The following is a 16,695-nucleotide window of genomic DNA, read 5'->3' as shown; positions in this document are numbered from 1 at the left end:
CACCGCCGGGCTGGCCGCCGCGCGGCGGCCGGCAGCCGCCCGCATGCCGACAGGACGGCCCGCACGCACGGCCTGGTTGCCCCTTCTGGGGGATGGCTGGCAGCGGATTGCCTGCCTAGCATGCCCGCTTGCCCGAAGAACTGGAGGTGGCGGATGCAGCGATGGTGGAAGGCATGCTGGATCGTCCTGGGCCTGGCCCTGGGCCCGGGCCTGGGCGCGCAGGCGCAGGACGGGCGCATCCTGCGCCTGGTCGTGCCCTACCCGAGCGGCGGCATCCTGGACGCGCAGGCGCGCCTGGTCGTGCCCGCGCTCAGACACCACCTGCAGCGGGAGCTCGTCGTCGACAACATCGCCGGCGCGGCGGGCGCCATCGGCCTGCAGCATGCGCTGGCGGCCGCCGATGGCACCGCGCTGGTGGCCGGGACCGACAGCGACGTGGTGCTGGCGCCCTTGTTCAACCCCGAGTTGAAGTACCGGCCCGAGCAGTTCCGCCTGCTGGCGGTGCTGGGCAGTGCGCCCATGGCCCTGTTGGCACGGCCCGGCCTGGACCTGGCCGTGTGGACCAGCCTGGCCGCTGGCGCGGTGCGCGGCGATGCCGAGCTCCGGCTGGCCAGCTATGGTGTCGGTTCCAACGCCCATCTGGTGGCCGACGACTACGCACGCCGGGCGCGTGCCCGCTGGCTGCACGTGCCTTACCGTGGCGCGGGACCCCTGCTGCAGGACCTGATGGGCGGCGTGGTGGATGCCGCCTTCCTGCCGCTGGCGGCCGGCGTGCCCGACCTCGTGCGGGCGGGCCGGCTGCAGCTGCTGGCCGTGGCGGCCACGGAGCGCGTGCCAGGCTTCGCGCAGGTCCCCACATGGGAGGAGTTGGGCCTGGACGGCTTCGTGCACCGCAGCTGGAGCGCGCTGCTGGTGCCGGCCACCGTGCCCGCGCCGGCGCTGGAACGGCTGCGTGCGGCGGCCGTTGCGACGGTGCAGGACGGCGCGGTGCACCAGCAGCTGGCCGCCATGGGCCTGGCGCCGGTGCCGCTGGCCACGGACGCCGAGGCGCAGTCCTTCCTGGCCGCCGAGGTGCGGCGCTACCGTGGCCTGGCGGCGGCGGCCGCCCGGGCGGTGCCGTGAGCTGCGCGCGGCGACTCTTAACAAGCCTTAACTTGCGCCGCCGCAGGCGCTGCGCCGATGCTCGTGCCGAAGGATCCGACATGAGCGTTCTGACACTGCCCACCGCCACCGGCCAGATGGCCGCGGGGCCCGCCTCGCCCCTGTTCATGCCGCTGCGCATCGGCGACATCGCGCTGCGTCACCGCGTGGTGGTCGGCGCCTGGCCGCTGCGCCGCGCGCTGCCACCGCGCGGCGTGCCGACGCCGCACATGGTGTCCTACTACGCGCAGCGCGCCACGCCGGGCGGCATGGTCGTCTGCGAGCCGGTGCTGGTGGCGCCCGGCGATGCGTTCGGCCGCACACCCGGTCTGTACGCGGCCGACCAGGTCAACCTGTGGCGCGACGTCACCGACGCGATCCACGCGCGCGGCGGTTACGCCGTGGCCCACCTGTGCCATCCGGGCGCGCTGCTGAGCGATCGACTGGCGCCGCTGGAGGCCGTGCTGGAAGACTACCGCTGCGCCGCGGAGAACGCCGGCGACGCCGGCTTCGACGCCGTCGAGCTGGACGCGGCGCCAGCCGCGCTGCCGGCCTCGCTGATCGCGGGCTACGCCAGCCTGCCCGGGGTGGCCGGGAGAGCCGACGGCGCGCGCGGCCTGCGCCTGCTGACCGACGTGGTGCAGGCCTTGCTGGGCGTGTGGCCGGCGCCCCGGGTCGGCGTCTGGCTGTCGGCCCGCCGGCCGGCCGTGCCGATGGCCCGGCAGCTGGCGGACATGGGCATCGGCTACCTGCACGCCGCGGCCGCCGAGCCCGCCATCCTGGCGCAGATGCGGCGTGTCTTCGCCGGGCCGCTGGTGCTCGCGGTGCCGGGGCTACCGGCGGCGGCCCTGGGCTGCGACGCCGGCCTGGCCGATGCACTGTCTTTTGGCGAGGCCTTCGTGCTGGAGCCGGACCTGGTCGCGCTGCTGCGCCAGGGCCGCCCGCTGCGACCGCGCAGGCCGGCGCCGCAGCCCGGGCGCCGCGCCGTGCCGCGCTGAGCTGGCTGGCTTGCCACGCACCATGGCCCACCTGCCTTGCCCCCTCGAAGCGGCCCCCGCCGGCCGTGCCGCTGCGGTGCGCCATGGCCCGGATGGGGCGTCGGCGGAATACCGCTTCGGCCCCTTTGTGCTCAGCCCGGCCCGGCGTGCGCTGCTGCAGGCGGGCGAACCGGTGCGGCTGGGCAGCCGCGCCATGGACATCCTGGTGGCGCTGGTCGAGCAGGCCGGCGAGATCGTCGGCAAGGACGCCCTGATGCGCCGCGTCTGGCCCAGCGCTGTGGTGGAAGAGGGTGCGCTGCGCGTGCACATGACGGCCCTGCGCAAGGCCCTGGGCGAGGGGCAGTCGGGGGCGCGCTTCATCACCAACGTGCCCATGCGCGGCTACTGCCTGGTGGTGCCGGTCGTGCGGCTGGCGGCCCGGCCGGAGACCCAGGGGCCGGCGCTGCAGGACGCCGCGCAGGAGCCCAGCGCGCTGCCGGCGCCGCTGACGCGTGTGATCGGCCGCGACGAGGCCATCGCCGCCGTCTGCGGTGCCCTGGCCGAGCGCCGCCTGGTCACGCTGGTCGGCCCGGGCGGCATGGGCAAGACCACGGTGGCGCTGGCGGCGGCCGATCGGCTGCGCGCGCAGCAGGCCGACGGCGTGCGCTTCGTCGACCTCGGCGCGCTGGCCGATGGCAGCCTGATTCCCAGCGCGCTGGCGACCGCGCTGGGCGTGCCGCTGCGCACCGAGGACCCGTTCCGCGACCTGCTGGCCTGGCTGGCCAACCGCCGGCTGCTGGTGGTGCTGGACAACTGCGAGCACCTGGTGGCCGACGCCGCGCGCTTCGTCGAGATGCTGCTGGCCGGTGCGCGCCAGGTGCAGGTGCTGGCCACCAGCCGCGAGCCGCTGCGGGCGCGCGGTGAATGGGTGCAGCGGCTGGGCTCGTTGCAGACCCCGCCGCCGGACGAGGGGCTGGACTATGCGCAATCGCTGGCCTATCCCGCCTTCGAGCTGTTCGTCGAGCGCGCCGCAGCCAGCCTGGACGGCATCAGCTTCGGCGACGCCGACGCGGCCGCCATCACCTCGGCCTGCAGGCGCCTGGACGGCATGCCGCTGGCCATCGAGCTGGTGGCCGCGCAGGTCGGCTTCTTCGGCCTGGCGGGCTTGCTGGAGAAGCTGGACGACCATCTCTCGCTGCCCACGCTGGGTCTGCGCACCGCCTTGCCGCGGCACCAGACGCTGCGCGCCACGCTGGAGTGGAGCCACCAGCTGCTGGCCGCGCCGGAGCAGCGCGTGCTGCGGCGGCTGTCGGTGTTCCGCGACCGCTTCAGCCTGCAGGCGGCCGAGCGCGTGGCGCAGTCGGACGAGCAGAGCGTGGCCCGGGCCGTGATGGGCCTGGTGCACAAGTCCCTGGTGGTGGCGGATGCGTCCGACGATGGCGTGCACTACCGGCTGCTGGAGACCACGCGCAGCTACGCGCGCGAACTGCTGCAGGCCGACAACGACCATGCCGACATCGGTCGGCGCCACTGCCTGTACTGTCTCGCGGCCGTGGCCACCGCGGCCGCCGAACTGGACACGCTGCTGCCGCGGCGCTGGCGCGACCGCCACGGCCGCCTGGTGGACGACATGCGGGCGGCGCTGGCCTGGGCCTTCGGTGCGCACGGCGACGCGCACCTGGGGGCGCGGCTGGTGGCCGAGTCGCCGGCGCTGTGGTTCGGCCTGTGGCTGGTCAAGGAGTACCAGGGCCGGCTGGCGCTGGCGCTGGAGCGGCTACCGCCGCAGGACAGCGGCGGCACGCTGGAGATGCAGCTCTCGCTGGAGTTCGCGCAGGCCACGGTGGCGCTGCGCGGCGGCGCACCCGAGGCCTTGCAGGCGCTGGAGCGCAGCCTGGAGATCGCGCGCGCACTGGCCAGCCCGGGCGACGAGCTGCGCGCGTTGTGGGTGCGCTACGGCACGCGCTTGCTGCGCGGCGAGTACGCCGGCGCGCTGGACGACACCGAGGCTTACGGGCAGGCCGCGCAGCGCGCAGCCGATCCGCAGCTGGCCTACATCCATCACCGCATGCGGGCCGTGTGTCTGCACTTCCTGGGCCAGCAGGTGCCTGCGCAGCAGCATGCGGAGCAGGCGCTGCACCCGTTGGCCGAAGCCGTGCGCTACACGCGCGGCAACGGCTACCAGTTCGAGCACCGGCCGGCTTCGCTCACGCACCTGGCGCGCATCCTGTGGTTGCGCGGCCGGCCCGACGAAGCGATGCGCCTGGCACAGGAAGCGGTGGAGGCTGCCAAGGCCGTGGACCACGCACTGTCGCTGGCCTATGCGCTGGCCTTCGCGGCCTGCCCGGTGGCGCTGTGGTGCGGCAACGCGGTGGCGGCCAGCGCCTATGTGGAAGAGCTGGACGAATGCAGCCGCGAGCACGGCCTGGTGTTCTGGCAATCCTGGCCCAGGGTGTACCGCGCCGCGATGCAGGTGCAGGCCGGTGCGCCGCCGCCCTTCGATCCGGAGCAGGCCGGCCTGCAGGTGGGCCAGATCGACGTGCTGGCGACGCTGCATGTGGATCTGGTCGGTCCCACGGTGCTGCGCCGCGCGGCGCACGACCTGGTGCGCTGGTGCGCGCCGGAGGTGCGGCGCGCCCAGGCCATGCGCGCCCTGGCGGCGGGCGAGCTGTCGCGTGCGCGCGCGGCCGAGATGCTGTCCGCGGCCATCGCGCTGGCGGCCGGCCAGGGCGCCCTGGCCTGGGAGCTGCGGGCGCGCACCACGGTGCTCGAACTGGACCTGTGCCGCGACGCAGCGTGCGTCCGCGCCGAGCTGGCCGAGCTGCTGGGACGGGTGCAGGGCGGCGCCGGCACGGCCGACGTGCGCCGGGCGCGCGCACTGCTCGGCCGCCTTGTGGCGCGTTGACTGGCCTCTGCGGCATCCGCACCAGCGTTTTCGCGCCCGAGGCAGCGTGCTGCATCACGCGCGCGCGAACGCCAGCAGATCCGCGTTGAGCCGCTCCTTGGCGGTGTCGCCCAGGCTGTGGCTGCCGCCCTGGTAGACCTTGAGCTCGGCGCCCTTGACGAGCTTGGCCGACAGCAGGGCCGCGCCCTGGATCGGCACGATCTGGTCGTCGTCGCCGTGGATGATCAGGGTGGGCACGTCGAAGCGCTTCAAGTCCTCGGTGAAGTCGGTCTCGCTGAAGGCCTTGATGCAGTCGTAGGCGTTCTTGTGGCCGGACATCATGCCCTGCGTCCACCAGCTGCGGATCAGGCCCTCGGAGACCTTGGCGCCGGGGCGGTTGAAGTTGAAGAAGGGGCCGGTTGCGACGTCCAGGAAGAACTGCGCGCGGTCGGCCAGGTAGGCGGTGCGGAAGCCGTCGAAGACCTCCATCGGCAGGCCGACCGGGTTGTTGGCCGACTTCAGCATGATGGGCGGCACCGCGCCCATCAGCACGGCCTTGGCCACGCGGCCGCTGCCGTGGCGGCCGATGTAGCGCGCCACCTCGCCGCCGCCCGTGGAGTGGCCCACCATCATGGCGCCGCGGATGTCCAGCTGCGTGAACAAGGCGTGCAGGTCGTCGGCGTAGGTGTCCATCTCGTTGCCGTTCCAGGGCTGGCTGGAGCGGCCGTGGCCGCGGCGGTCGTGCGCGATGCAGCGAAAGCCGTGCGAGGCCAGGTGGTACATCTGCGCCTCCCAGGCGTCGGCGCTGAGCGGCCAGCCGTGGCTGAAGGAGACGACCTTGCCGTCCTTGGGGCCCCAGTCCTTGTAGTAGATCTGGGTGCCGTCCTGGGTGGTGATGGTGCTCATGGCTTGGGTTCCTTGGGTGGGGTGGTGGATGGATCGGGAGCGGGCGGGCAGGGCCAGCGCGGCCGAGGCCGCACCGGCGAGCAGTACCTGGCGCCGGGAGGAAGGCGCGGTGGCGGGGGACAAGGTGGACATCGAAGATCCTTTCGAGGAAAGCGGCGGGAGCGGTGTGCGCCAGTGCATGGCACGCCGCCATGGTCGGCCGGGGTGCGTTGCGCGGCATCCCGCGCCGGAGTGGGGGCGCTGCGGCGCCTTGGGGGGAGGTCGCCGGCGCTGCAAGGGGTGGTGCGCGCCCGGCCCTTTGGAGAGAGCTACCGGCGGCCCGGCAGCCGAAAGCGCGACAGCGACCAGCGCTGCACCTGCTCCTCCCATTCGTCGCCCGTGCGGGCGGTCAGCGGCAGCGCCAGGTTGGTCACGAACATCCAGTCGCCCAGCACGGCCGTGCTGGCCGGAAACAGCAGCCCCTCGGGCGCGCCATCGGCGGCGATGCCCAGGAACTGGCCGGCGCGCCCGCGCACGCGGCCGGCCTCGTCGAGCGCGAGCACGGTGTCGATCTGGTTGGCCACGACCCACAGCCGGCCGTCGTGGAACTGCAGGCCGTCGGCGCCGTAGAGGCCCTCGGCCAGCACCGCCAGCGGCCCGCCGCGCAGGGGCAGGCGCAGCACGCGCCCGTCGCCAGCGTTGTTGATGTAGAGCACGCTCTCGTCCGCGTTCAGCGCCAGGCCGTTGGCGCCGAAGGGCAGGGCGCCGGCCGTGGCCAGCAGCGGATCGCGCAGCAGCGTGCTGACCGTACAGGGCGCGCAGTGCGTGGCCTGCGCGATGCGGTAGACGGCGCCCTGGAACGAGTCGGTGACATAGAGGTTGCCGGCACGGTCGAACACCATGCCGTTGATGGCCGGGAAGCCGGCCGCGCCGAAGACCACGGTGTCGTGGCTGCCGTCCGGGTTGTCGACGCGGCGCGGTGCGGGCGCCGCGGGCACCAGGGCCTCGAAGCGTGCGACGTCCTCGATGGGCGTGACGGCATCGAAGTCCAGCGCGATGCGCTGCAGGCGTCCGGCGCCGAAGTTCAGCACATAGAGCTTGCCGGCCGCGGCTGCCAGGCCCGTCAGCGGCGTCTCGCCGAAGCTGCGCTGCGCCAGCAGCCGGCCGTCCGCCGCATAGCGCAGCAACTGGTTGTTGCGCGCGGAGGCCGGCATGCGCGCGTCGAAGGTGCCGACGTAGAGCTGGCCCGATGCAGCGTCGGCCGCCAGGCCCTCGGGGTGGCGCACGTCGGCGGGCAGCAGGACGAAGCGTTCAACCTCCCAGTGCTCCAGGCGCTGCGACTGGGCCTGCGGGGCGCTGCAGGCCAGCACTGCGACGCAGGCCACGAGGGCGGTCAGGGATCGGAACGGGTGAGGACGCATGGTGGGGCCTTGGCGGAGAGAGGAGGCTCTGGTTGTAGGAGCGCCCGGCGTCGGCGGAATCGCCATTCGGCAGGGCCTGCACCTAGGTCCCTCGGGGGATGGCAGGCGCGTGCGCCGTCCCGAAGATGCCAGCACTTGCCGCCACCGGAGCCTTGCCATGCCGCTTCTTCGCCTTCCGTCCCCCCTGTGCGCCGCCGTCGCCGAGCCGGCGGCGGCCGGGTCCGCTGCGCGGGCAGCGACCCACACCGTCCGCGTGCACGGCGACCTGATCGCCTACCGTGCGCTCGGCCCGGAGCACGGCCTGCCGCTGCTGCTGCTGAACCGCTTCCGCGGCACCATGGACCACTGGGACCCCGCGCTGCTCGCGGTGCTGGCAGCCGAGCGCCGCGTGCTGGTGTTCGACCAGCCGGGCTTCGCGCGCTCGCAGGGCACGCCGCCCGACAGCGTGGCCGCCTTCGCGGCGAATGCCGCCGCCTTCGCGCAGGCACTGGGCATCGCCGAACTCGACCTGCTGGGCTTCTCCATGGGCGGAACCGTCGCGCTGCAGCTGTTGCTGGACCACCCGGCGCTGGTGCGCCGCGCGGTGGTCGCCGGCTCCGGCCCCGGCCATGTGCCCGGCCTGCCGCACGACCCGGACGTCGGCAGCCCCGCGGTATGGCAGGTGGCGACCAGGCCGGTGAATTCCGACGAGGACTTCCTGTTCCTGTTCTTCGAGCCCACCCCCACCAGCCAGCAGGCCGGGCGCGACTACCTGGCGCGGCTGCGGCAGCGGCCCGATGCCTTCGTCCGCCAGGTCGAGACCGCAGCCTGGCAGGCGCAGCTGGCGTCGGCTCTGGCGCTGCAGGACCCGGCGGCCTCGCTGCTGCCGCGGCTGGGCGCGGTGCGCCAGCCGGTGCTGGTCGCCAACGGCCGGCACGACACCATGGTGGCGACCTATGCCTCCTATGCGATGGCGCAGGCCTTGCCCGACGCCACGCTGGTGCTCTACCCGGATGCGGGCCACGGCTTCCTGTTCCAGTACCCCGAGCGCTTCGGCGGGGACGTGCTGCGCTTTCTGCGCTGAGTCCGGCCATGCAGCGCACAGCTCCCGATCCGGCGCGCCGCGGGCTGGTCGCCGGCGCGCTGCTGTGGGGCAGCCTGCCGCGCGGCGTGCGGGCGGCCGGGCCCGATCTGCCGCTGCGGCTGGCGTCCAGCGAGACCGGCGACCTCCAGGGGGCGGTCCAGGCGGTCGTGCCGTTCGCCTACGGCCCGGCCGCGGAGGCGCTGTCCGCGCCGCAGGTCTGGTGCGAGATCCTGATGCTGCACCTCAACAACAAGGCCTGCCGCCTGCAGCAGGGGCCGCAGGGCCCCGCCCTGGCGCTGGCGATCGCGCGCAAGCACGACCAGCCGGCCGACAGGGCGCACGCCCTGGTGCTGCAGTGGCAGCGCCAGGAGCGCTCGGACCAGCGGCTGGGCGTGCGCCTGCATGCGGCGCAGGGACCGTTCGGCACCACCGACTACGCCGTGCTGCTGCAGCTGGCGCCGGCGCCCGGCGGCGGCTGCACGCTGGGCCTGGAATACGCCTGCCGCTTCAGCCCTGCGTCGCGCATGCTGCTGCGCACCTACCTGGCGACGCTGGGGCGCGACAAGGTGGGCTTCTCGGCCCGGCCTGGCGGCGGTCCGCAGGAGCTGGTCGGCGGGCTGCGCGGCGTGGTCGAGCGCACCGTGGTGCGCTACTACCTCGCGGTCGAGGCCTGGCTGCAGACGGCGGCGCTGCCGCCGGCCGGGCGTGCGCTGGCGCGGCTGGAGCACTGGTTCGACGCCACCGAGCGCTACCCGCGCCAGCTGCACGAGCTGGACAAGGCCAGCTACCTCGCGAACAAGCGGCGCGAGCTGGGCCTGGGGCCCTGAGCAAATCGCGCCGCGGCCCTCACTTGGACGGGCCGACCTCGCCCGAGGCCTGCAGTTCGCCGGCCCGGGCCGCGCGCGCGGTCTCGGCCTTGCGCTGCGCGCGGGCTTGCTGGCGCTGTTCGCGCGGGACCTTGGCCTGCGCCGCGGGCGGCGGTGTGCCTTCGCCGGTGATGCTGCCGGCCTTCACGGCGGCGCGGCCTTCCTGCCGGCGCTGGGCCTTGCCCGCGGCCTTGTCCTCGGGCGAGGCCTTCTGGTAGGCCGGTGGCGGCGCCAGGGCAGGGCCCTGCTCCTGCGCCAGGGCGGCCGGGCTCAGGGCCTGCGCGGCCAGGGCGCCCGCGATCAATACGGCGAATCGTTGCATGGTGAACTCCAGTCGAGGGGATGCACTGCAGAGACGTTCTGGCAGTGCAAGCATGCTCGGCGCGGACCGTCGCCACGCCAACCACCGGGTGGATGGGGTGGGCCTAGGCCATTGGCGGGAGGGCGCGTGCCTGCCGGTATCATCTGCGGCCGTTTTTGCGGGCCGTGCGCGGCCCGTCCACCCATGCAGCTGCAGGACATCCTCTTTTCACAAGGCTTCGGCACGCGGCGCGTCTGCGCCGGGCTGGTTCAGCAGGGCCATGTGGCCGTGGCGGGCGCCGACGGCGTCTTCCTTCCCTGCACCGAATCGGCCGCGGACTTCGAACCCGAAGGCCTGCGCTTTCGCGTGCAGGGCCAGGACTGGGAGTACTTCGAGAAGGCCTACGTGCTGCTGCACAAGCCGGCCGGCACCGAGTGCTCGCACAAGCCCTCGTCGTACCCCAGCGTCTACACGCTGCTGCCCGCGCCGCTGCGCCAGCGCCCGCAGAAGAGTGCGCTGCAGGGCGTGCAGGCCGTCGGCCGGCTCGACCAGGACACCACCGGCATGCTGCTGCTCAGCGACGATGGCCAGTTCCTGCACCGCATGACCTCGCCCAAGAAGCTGGCGCCCAAGGTCTACGAGGTGCAGGCCAAGCACGCACTGGATGCCAAGCAAGTCGAGGCGCTGCTGCGCGGCGTGGTGCTGGACGACGACCCGCGCCCGGTGCAGGCCGCGGCGGCCGAGATCGTCGATGCCGACGGCGCCGCGCGCCACCTGCGCCTGACGCTCACCAGCGGCAAATACCACCAGGTCAAGCGCATGCTGGCCGCCGTGGGCAACCGCGTCGAAGGCCTGCACCGTTCGCGCATCGGCGCGCTGGAGCTGCCCGCCGACCTCGCGCCCGGCCAGTGGCGCTGGCTGCGTGCCGCGGACCTGGCCGCGCTGACGGCTGGCTGACAGGGCCGCAGCGCTACACTGCGCGCTCCGTGCAAAGGGTGTCGTGAAATTCTCGTTCCTGCTTCGGCTCGGCGCCGCGCTGCTCGCGCTGGCCGTGCTGTCCCCATTGGCGGCCCAGGCGCAGCGCGCCCCGGTCTTCGTGCTGAACTCCCTGGACGCTTCCGTCAGCGTGATCGACCCGGTCAGCTGGCAGGAAACGCGCCGCATCGCCACCGGCAAGGAGCCACACCACCTCTACATGACGCCGGACGAGAAATCGGTGATCGTCGCCAATGCGCTGAGCGACACGCTGACCTTCATCGACCCGCGCACGGCCGAGGTGCAGAAGGTGGTGCCGGGCATCGTCGACCCCTACCACCTGCGCTTCTCGCCCGACATGAAGTGGCTGGTCATCGCCGCCAACCGGCTCAACCATGTCGACCTGTACCGCTGGAACGGCCAGGACCTGCAGCTGGCGCGCCGGCTGCAGACGGGCAAGACGCCCAGCCACATCTGGATCGACGCGCGCAGCACCACGGCCTACGTGTCGGTGCAGGACAGCGACGAGCTGATCGCGGTGGACTTGGCCACGCAGCAGATCCGCTGGCAGGTGCCCACCGGCAAGATGCCGGCCGACGTGTTCGGCACGCCGGACGGCAAGAGCCTGCTGGTCGGCCTGACCGGCGCCGATGGCGTGCAGGTGTTCGACATCTCGGGCAAGGAACCCCGCGCCGCCAAACTGATCAAGACAGGCAACGGCGCCCATGCCTTTCGCAGTGCGGGCGACGGGCGCCATGTCTTCGTCAGCAACCGTGTCGCCAACACCATCAGCAAGATCGACCTGCACAGCCTGGAGGCCGTGGCCAGCTACGTCGCGCCCGGCGGGCCCGATTGCATGGACCTGTCGGCCGACGGCAGGCTGCTGTACTTCACCTCGCGCTGGGCGCGCAAGCTCAGCGTGCTCGACCTGCAGACCGGCAAGCTCGTGCAGCAGGTCAAGGTCGGCCGTTCGCCCCATGGCGTCTGGACCCTGGACCATGCCATGCGCTGAGCGTGGCCCCTGTTTGCGCAAGGCCATCGCGGCCGCCGTCGCGCTGGTGCTGACGGGCCAGGCCGCCGCCAACTGCACGCGGCCGGTCTACCTGACGCTGGACACCGGCCACATGGGCGTGGCCCCGCTGGTCGCCGAGGTGCTCAAGCGCCAGGATGTGCGCGTGACCTTCTTCGCCGCCAACGAGGCCACGCAGCAGGGCGACGGCAGCCTGGGCGACGATTGGGCCGCCTGGTGGCGCGCGCGTGCGCAGGAGGGCCATGCCTTCGCTTCGCACACCTACGACCATGTCTACTGGAGCGCCGACGTGCCGCCCGGCCGCGACGGCACGGCGCGCTTTCGCATCCGCGCCTCGGCCGGTCCCAACATCGGCCAGACCCGGCTGTTCACGGCCGCGCAGTACTGCGAGGAGATCGGCCGCGCCGCGCGCCGGCTGCAGGACATCACCGGCCAGCCGCCGCTGCCGCTGTTCCGCGCGCCGGGCGGGCGCACTTCGCCCACGCTGCTGTCGGTGGCGCGCGGTTGCGGCTACGCCCACGTGGGCTGGGCGCCGGCCGGCTTTCTGGGCGACGAGTTGCCCAGCGAGCGCTATCCCAACGCCGACCTGCTGGCCAAGGCGCTGCGCGACATCCGGCCCGGCCAGATCCTCGTGGCCCATCTGGGGATCTGGTCGCGCAAGGACCCCTGGGCGCCGGCCGTGCTGGAGCCGCTGATCGAGGGACTCAAGGCCAAGGGCATGTGCTTCGCCACGCTGCGCGACCACCCCGATTACCAGCGCTGGATCGCCGCGCACAGGGACGACCCGCCATGGAGTCGCTGACCGACCTGTTCGGCACGGCGCAGCAGTGGCTGTTCGAGTCGCTGGTGCAGCCGGTGGTGTTCGCCATGGGCCTGGGCGGCTGGCTGGAGGACGCCTTCACGGCCACCGGCTGGCTGCTGGTCGGCCTGCTGCAGATCGCCGCCATGCTGCTCGTGATCGGCCCGCTGCAGCGCTGGCGGCCCGTGGAGCCGGTGACCGACCGCGCCGCCATCCGCACCGACATCCTCTACACGCTGGTGCACCGGCTGGGCCTGTTCCGCTTGACGCTGTTCTTCACGCTGGAACCGTGGATGGACGATGTGTTCGGCTGGCTGCGCGTGCAGGGCCTGTCGACCTGGCACCTGGACGGGCTGTGGCCCGGCGTGACCGACGTGGCCTGGGTCAGCTTCGTGCTGTACCTCCTGGTGTTCGACTTCGCCGACTACTGCATCCACCGCGGCCAGCACCGCTTCCAGTGGTGGTGGAACCTGCACGCGCTGCACCATTCGCAGCGCCAGATGACGATGTGGAGCGACAACCGCAACCACCTGCTCGACGATGTGCTGCGCGACGCCATCCTGGTCGTGGTGGCGCAGCTGATCGGCGTGGGCCCGGGCCAGTTCGTCGCCATCGTGGCGCTGACGCAGCTGTCCGAAAACTTCCACCATGCCAACCTGCGGCTGTGGTTCGGCCGCGTCGGCGAGCGGCTGTGGGTGAGCCCGCGCTTCCACCGGCGGCACCACAGCATCGGCATCGGCCATGAGTCGCAGCAGCAGCCAAGTCGCCTGGGCGGTGTCAATTTCGGCGTGCTGCTGCCCTGGTGGGACATGCTGCTGCGCAGTGCCGACTTCACAGTGCGCTACGACCCCACCGGCATCCGCGACCAGGTCGAACCCGGCCCGGGCGGCCTGCGCGACTACGGCCACGGCTTCTGGCGCCAGCAATGGCTGGGTGTGCTGCGCCTGGTCGGGCGCGCCTGAACGCCGGGGTATCCTCAAGCCATGCGTCTGCTCATGGATTCCTTCTGGCGCGCGGCGGCGTACTGCCTGCATCCGCGCGTCATCGCCCTGTCGGTCCTGCCGCTGGTGCTGATGGCGGTGCTCTCGCTGGGCCTGGGTTACTTCTTCTGGGAGCCGGCCGTGGCCTGGATGCGGGCCTGGCTGCACGGCTGGCCGCTGTTCGGCACCGTCATGGGCTGGTTGCAGGGCCTGGGCTTCGGCGGCGTGCAGGCCGCCGTCGCACCGCTGCTGCTGGTCGCGCTGGTCACGCCGCTGGTGGTGGTGTTGTCGCTGCTGCTGGTGGCCGGGCTGGTCACGCCTTCGGTGGTGGCGCTGGTCGGCGACCGGCGCTTCCCGCAGCTGGACAAGCGCCATGGTGGCTCCTTCTTCGGCAGCCTGTTCGGCGCGCTGTGGGCAACCGTGGCCGCGCTGGTGGTGCTGGTGCTGTCGATCCCGCTGTGGCTGGTGCCGCCGCTGGTGCTGGTGCTGCCGCCGCTGATCTGGGGCTGGCTGACCTACCGCGTGATGTCCTACGACGTGCTGGCCGATCACGCCAGCAAGGCCGAGCGCACCGAGCTCATGCGCGAGCACCGCTTCACGCTGCTGACCCTTGGCGTGCTGACCGGCTACCTGGGCGCCGCGCCGGCGCTGGTCTGGGCCTGGGGTGCGCTGACCGTGGTGCTGGCTCCGGTGCTGGTGCCGGTCTCGGTCTGGCTCTACACACTGGTGTTCGCCTTCTCCGCCCTGTGGTTCACGCACTATGCGCTGGCCGCGCTGGAAGCCATGCGTGCCAAGGCCGCCAGCGTGCAGGTGGCACCGGCCGATGCCGCCTGGCCCGCCCCGAGCGCCGTGCTCGTGGAGCAGGGCGATGGCAGTTCTTCACCCTCCCGTCCCTATGCCCCCACGCCACTCCCCCCTCCCTGAGACCCTGCCGACGGCGGTCGGCCTGGTCATCGTCGGCGACGAGATCCTCTCGGGCAAGCGCGCCGACAAGCACATGGCCAAGGTCATCGAGCTGCTGTCCGCGCGCGGCATGCAGCTGGCCTATGCCGATTACGTGGGCGATGCGCCGGAGCGCATCACGGCCACGCTGGCGCGCGCCTTCGCCTCGGGCGACCTGGTGTTCTCCTGCGGCGGCATCGGCGCCACGCCGGACGACCACACGCGCCAGTGCGCCGGCGCGGCGCTGGGCCGCCCGCTGGTGCTGCACCCCGAGGCCGCGGCCCTGATCCGCGAGCGCATGCAGGACGTCGCGCGCGAGCAGGGACTGCCCTACGAGCCCGACCGGGCGGACAACCAGCACCGGCTCAACATGGGCGTGTTCCCCGAGGGCGCGGCCATCATCCCCAACCCCTACAACAAGATCGCCGGCTTCAGCCTGGGCCATGTGCACTTCGTGCCGGGTTTCCCGGTGATGGCCTGGCCGATGATCGAATGGGTGCTGGACACGCACTACGCGGCGCTGCAGCGGCGCGCGGCCTGGGTCGAGCGCTCGGTCATCGTCTATGGCGCCATGGAGTCGGCCCTGGTGCCGCTCATGGAACGCATCGAGCGCAACCATGCCGGGGTCAAGGTGTTCAGCCTGCCCAGCGTCGACCATCCCGAGCATGGCCGCCATATCGAGCTCGGCGTGAAGGGCGATCCCGCGGTCGCCACGCCAGCCTATGCCGAGCTGCTGCAGGACCTGCGTGCGCAGGCCCTGCCACTTGGGCCTGAATTGGTGCGTTCTGAGGCATCATTTTGGGGAATCCAAGAGATTGCACCAAAATAGTGCGAAAACGCCACTGTTTGCGCGCGTGCGCTGTAGGATGCAGGCCCGTCTACGCGGACCTTTCGCACATGGAACTGCGCGGATCGGCCGGTTTTGGTGCGCGCCCATTTGGCACGGAACCTGCGTCCGAATCCCCGTCTTTTCTGTAGACCCCAACCAACCCTCAGGAGCTTTTTGATGGCCAAGACCGTCGCAGACGTGATGAAAATGGTGAAGGAGAACGAAGTCAAGTTCGTCGACTTCCGCTTCACCGACACCCGTGGCAAGGAGCAGCACGTGACCGTGCCGGTGTCCCACTTCGACGAAGACAAGTTCACGTCGGGCCATGCATTCGACGGCTCCTCGGTCGCGGGTTGGAAGGGCATCGAAGCCTCGGACATGCAGCTCATGCCCGACCCGGCCACGGCCAACATCGACCCCTTCTTCGAAGAAACCACGCTGTTCCTGCAGTGCGACGTGATCGAGCCGGGCGACGGCAAGGCCTATGACCGCGACCCGCGTTCCATCGCCAAGCGCGCCGAGGCCTACCTGAAGGCCTCCGGCCTGGGCGACACGGCGTACTTCGGACCGGAACCCGAATTCTTCATCTTCGACGGCGTGCGCTGGAGCAACGAGCCCGGCCGCGTGTTCAGCGAGATCGAAGAGTACGAAGCCCCCTGGAACAGCGGTTCCAAGCTCGAAGGCGGCAACCGCGGCCACCGTCCCACCGTCAAGGGCGGCTACTTCCCGGTGCCCCCGGTCGACAGCACGCAGGACATGCGCGCCGAGATGTCGCTGATCCTCGAATCGCTGGGCATCCCGGTCGAAGTGTTCCACCACGAAGTGGCGGGCGCCGGCCAGAACGAGATCGGCACCAAGTTCTCCACGCTGGTCGAGCGTGCCGACTGGACCCAGGTCCTGAAGTACGTGGTCTGGAACGTGGCCAACAGCTATGGCAAGACGGCGACCTTCATGCCCAAGCCCTACGCCGGCGACAACGGCTCGGGCATGCACGTCCACCAGTCCATCTGGAAGGACGGCAAGAACCTGTTCGCCGGTGACGGCTACGCCGGCCTGTCGGACTTCGCGCTGTACTACATCGGCGGCATCATCAAGCACGCCCGCGCGCTGAACGCCATCACCAACCCCGGCACCAACAGCTACAAGCGCCTGGTGCCCGGCTTCGAAGCCCCGGTCAAGCTGGCCTACTCGGCCAAGAACCGCTCGGCCTCGATCCGCATCCCGTACGTGGCGAACCCCAAGGGCCGCCGCATCGAGGCGCGTTTCCCCGATCCGTCGGCCAACCCCTACCTGTGCTTCTCGGCCCTGATGATGGCCGGCCTGGACGGCGTGGAAAACAAGATCCACCCGGGCGAAGCCGCCACCAAGGACCTGTACCACCTGCCGCCGGAAGAGGACAAGCTGGTCCCCACCGTCTGCCACAGCCTGGACCAGGCCCTGGAGTACCTCGACAAGGGCCGCAGCTTCCTGACCAAGGGCGGCGTGTTCACCGACTCCATGATCGATGCCTACATCGAGCTCAAGATGACCGAAGTGACGCGCTTCCGCATGGCGCCGCACCCGGTCGAGTTCGACATGTACTACTCGCTGTAAGCCACATGCCGGT

General features: G+C 71.9%; 15 protein-coding genes. 12 read left to right on the top strand and 3 right to left on the bottom strand.

Annotation, left to right across the window (positions count from 1 at the left end):
* Positions 1 to 153 precede the first annotated feature (153 nt).
* From ASF45_RS03445 to ASF45_RS03435, 3 genes are all read left to right on the top strand, one after another.
* A complete protein-coding gene (locus tag ASF45_RS03445) occupies positions 154 to 1,122 on the top strand; it encodes a tripartite tricarboxylate transporter substrate binding protein (RefSeq protein ID WP_056656854.1) in 969 nt (322 codons plus the stop codon).
* 80 nt (positions 1,123 to 1,202) lie between these two features.
* Positions 1,203 to 2,138, top strand: coding sequence for a hypothetical protein (locus tag ASF45_RS03440; protein ID WP_056656851.1), 936 nt, complete (start codon positions 1,203 to 1,205; stop codon positions 2,136 to 2,138).
* A gap of 22 nt (positions 2,139 to 2,160) precedes the next feature.
* Positions 2,161 to 5,019, top strand: coding sequence for a winged helix-turn-helix domain-containing protein (locus tag ASF45_RS03435; protein ID WP_162243953.1), 2,859 nt, complete (start codon positions 2,161 to 2,163; stop codon positions 5,017 to 5,019).
* 54 nt (positions 5,020 to 5,073) lie between these two features.
* Here the strand turns inward: ASF45_RS03435 and ASF45_RS03430 are convergent, their stop codons facing one another.
* Positions 5,074 to 6,036: an alpha/beta fold hydrolase gene (locus tag ASF45_RS03430; RefSeq protein WP_200932098.1), complete on the bottom strand. Its 963-nt coding sequence runs from the start codon at positions 6,034 to 6,036 to the stop codon at positions 5,074 to 5,076.
* 176 nt (positions 6,037 to 6,212) lie between these two features.
* Positions 6,213 to 7,304 (bottom strand): SMP-30/gluconolactonase/LRE family protein, encoded by a 1,092-nt coding sequence (locus ASF45_RS03425; protein WP_156472811.1) that lies wholly within the window; start codon positions 7,302 to 7,304, stop codon positions 6,213 to 6,215.
* 157 nt (positions 7,305 to 7,461) lie between these two features.
* On the opposite strand from ASF45_RS03425, the gene ASF45_RS03420 reads away from it, so the two are divergent.
* The gene (locus ASF45_RS03420; protein ID WP_082550774.1) at positions 7,462 to 8,367 is read left to right on the top strand and encodes an alpha/beta fold hydrolase; all 906 of its coding nucleotides are present in this window, start codon (positions 7,462 to 7,464) and stop codon (positions 8,365 to 8,367) included.
* 8 nt (positions 8,368 to 8,375) lie between these two features.
* Positions 8,376 to 9,194 carry a hypothetical protein gene (locus tag ASF45_RS03415; RefSeq protein WP_056656839.1) on the top strand — a complete coding sequence of 273 codons (819 nt, stop codon included), beginning with the start codon at positions 8,376 to 8,378 and terminating at the stop codon, positions 9,192 to 9,194.
* Between the two features lie 19 nt (positions 9,195 to 9,213).
* Here ASF45_RS03415 and ASF45_RS03410 read toward each other — a convergent pair whose 3' ends face one another.
* Positions 9,214 to 9,555, bottom strand: coding sequence for a hypothetical protein (locus tag ASF45_RS03410; protein WP_156472810.1), 342 nt, complete (start codon positions 9,553 to 9,555; stop codon positions 9,214 to 9,216).
* 183 nt (positions 9,556 to 9,738) lie between these two features.
* Between ASF45_RS03410 and ASF45_RS03405 the strand changes: the two genes are divergently transcribed.
* From ASF45_RS03405 to glnA, 7 genes are all read left to right on the top strand, one after another.
* Positions 9,739 to 10,491 (top strand): 16S rRNA pseudouridine(516) synthase, encoded by a 753-nt coding sequence (locus ASF45_RS03405; RefSeq protein WP_056656833.1) that lies wholly within the window; start codon positions 9,739 to 9,741, stop codon positions 10,489 to 10,491.
* A gap of 43 nt (positions 10,492 to 10,534) precedes the next feature.
* Positions 10,535 to 11,521 (top strand): YncE family protein, encoded by a 987-nt coding sequence (locus ASF45_RS03400; protein WP_369802095.1) that lies wholly within the window; start codon positions 10,535 to 10,537, stop codon positions 11,519 to 11,521.
* Complete coding sequence (locus ASF45_RS03395; RefSeq protein ID WP_063887562.1) at positions 11,508 to 12,341, top strand: polysaccharide deacetylase family protein; 834 nt, start codon at positions 11,508 to 11,510, stop codon at positions 12,339 to 12,341. The genes ASF45_RS03400 and ASF45_RS03395 overlap by 14 nt, the downstream gene beginning before the upstream one ends.
* A complete protein-coding gene (locus tag ASF45_RS03390; protein WP_056656827.1) occupies positions 12,329 to 13,300 on the top strand; it encodes a sterol desaturase family protein in 972 nt (323 codons plus the stop codon). Before ASF45_RS03395 ends, ASF45_RS03390 begins: the two co-directional genes overlap by 13 nt.
* Positions 13,301 to 13,321: 21 nt before the next feature.
* On the top strand, positions 13,322 to 14,242 hold the full coding sequence (locus ASF45_RS03385) for an EI24 domain-containing protein (RefSeq protein ID WP_056656824.1): 921 nt from the start codon (positions 13,322 to 13,324) through the stop codon (positions 14,240 to 14,242).
* The gene (locus tag ASF45_RS03380; protein ID WP_056656821.1) at positions 14,214 to 15,089 is read left to right on the top strand and encodes a molybdopterin-binding protein; all 876 of its coding nucleotides are present in this window, start codon (positions 14,214 to 14,216) and stop codon (positions 15,087 to 15,089) included. The genes ASF45_RS03385 and ASF45_RS03380 overlap by 29 nt, the downstream gene beginning before the upstream one ends.
* 177 nt (positions 15,090 to 15,266) lie before the next feature.
* Positions 15,267 to 16,682 (top strand): type I glutamate--ammonia ligase, encoded by a 1,416-nt coding sequence (gene glnA, locus ASF45_RS03375; protein WP_056656818.1) that lies wholly within the window; start codon positions 15,267 to 15,269, stop codon positions 16,680 to 16,682.
* The last annotated feature ends 13 nt before the right edge of the window (positions 16,683 to 16,695 follow it).

Source organism: Pseudorhodoferax sp. Leaf265 (genome assembly GCF_001422365.1).
Taxonomy (GTDB): Bacteria; Pseudomonadota; Gammaproteobacteria; order Burkholderiales; family Burkholderiaceae_C; genus Pseudorhodoferax.
This window is presented reverse-complemented; position numbering and strand designations above follow the sequence as displayed.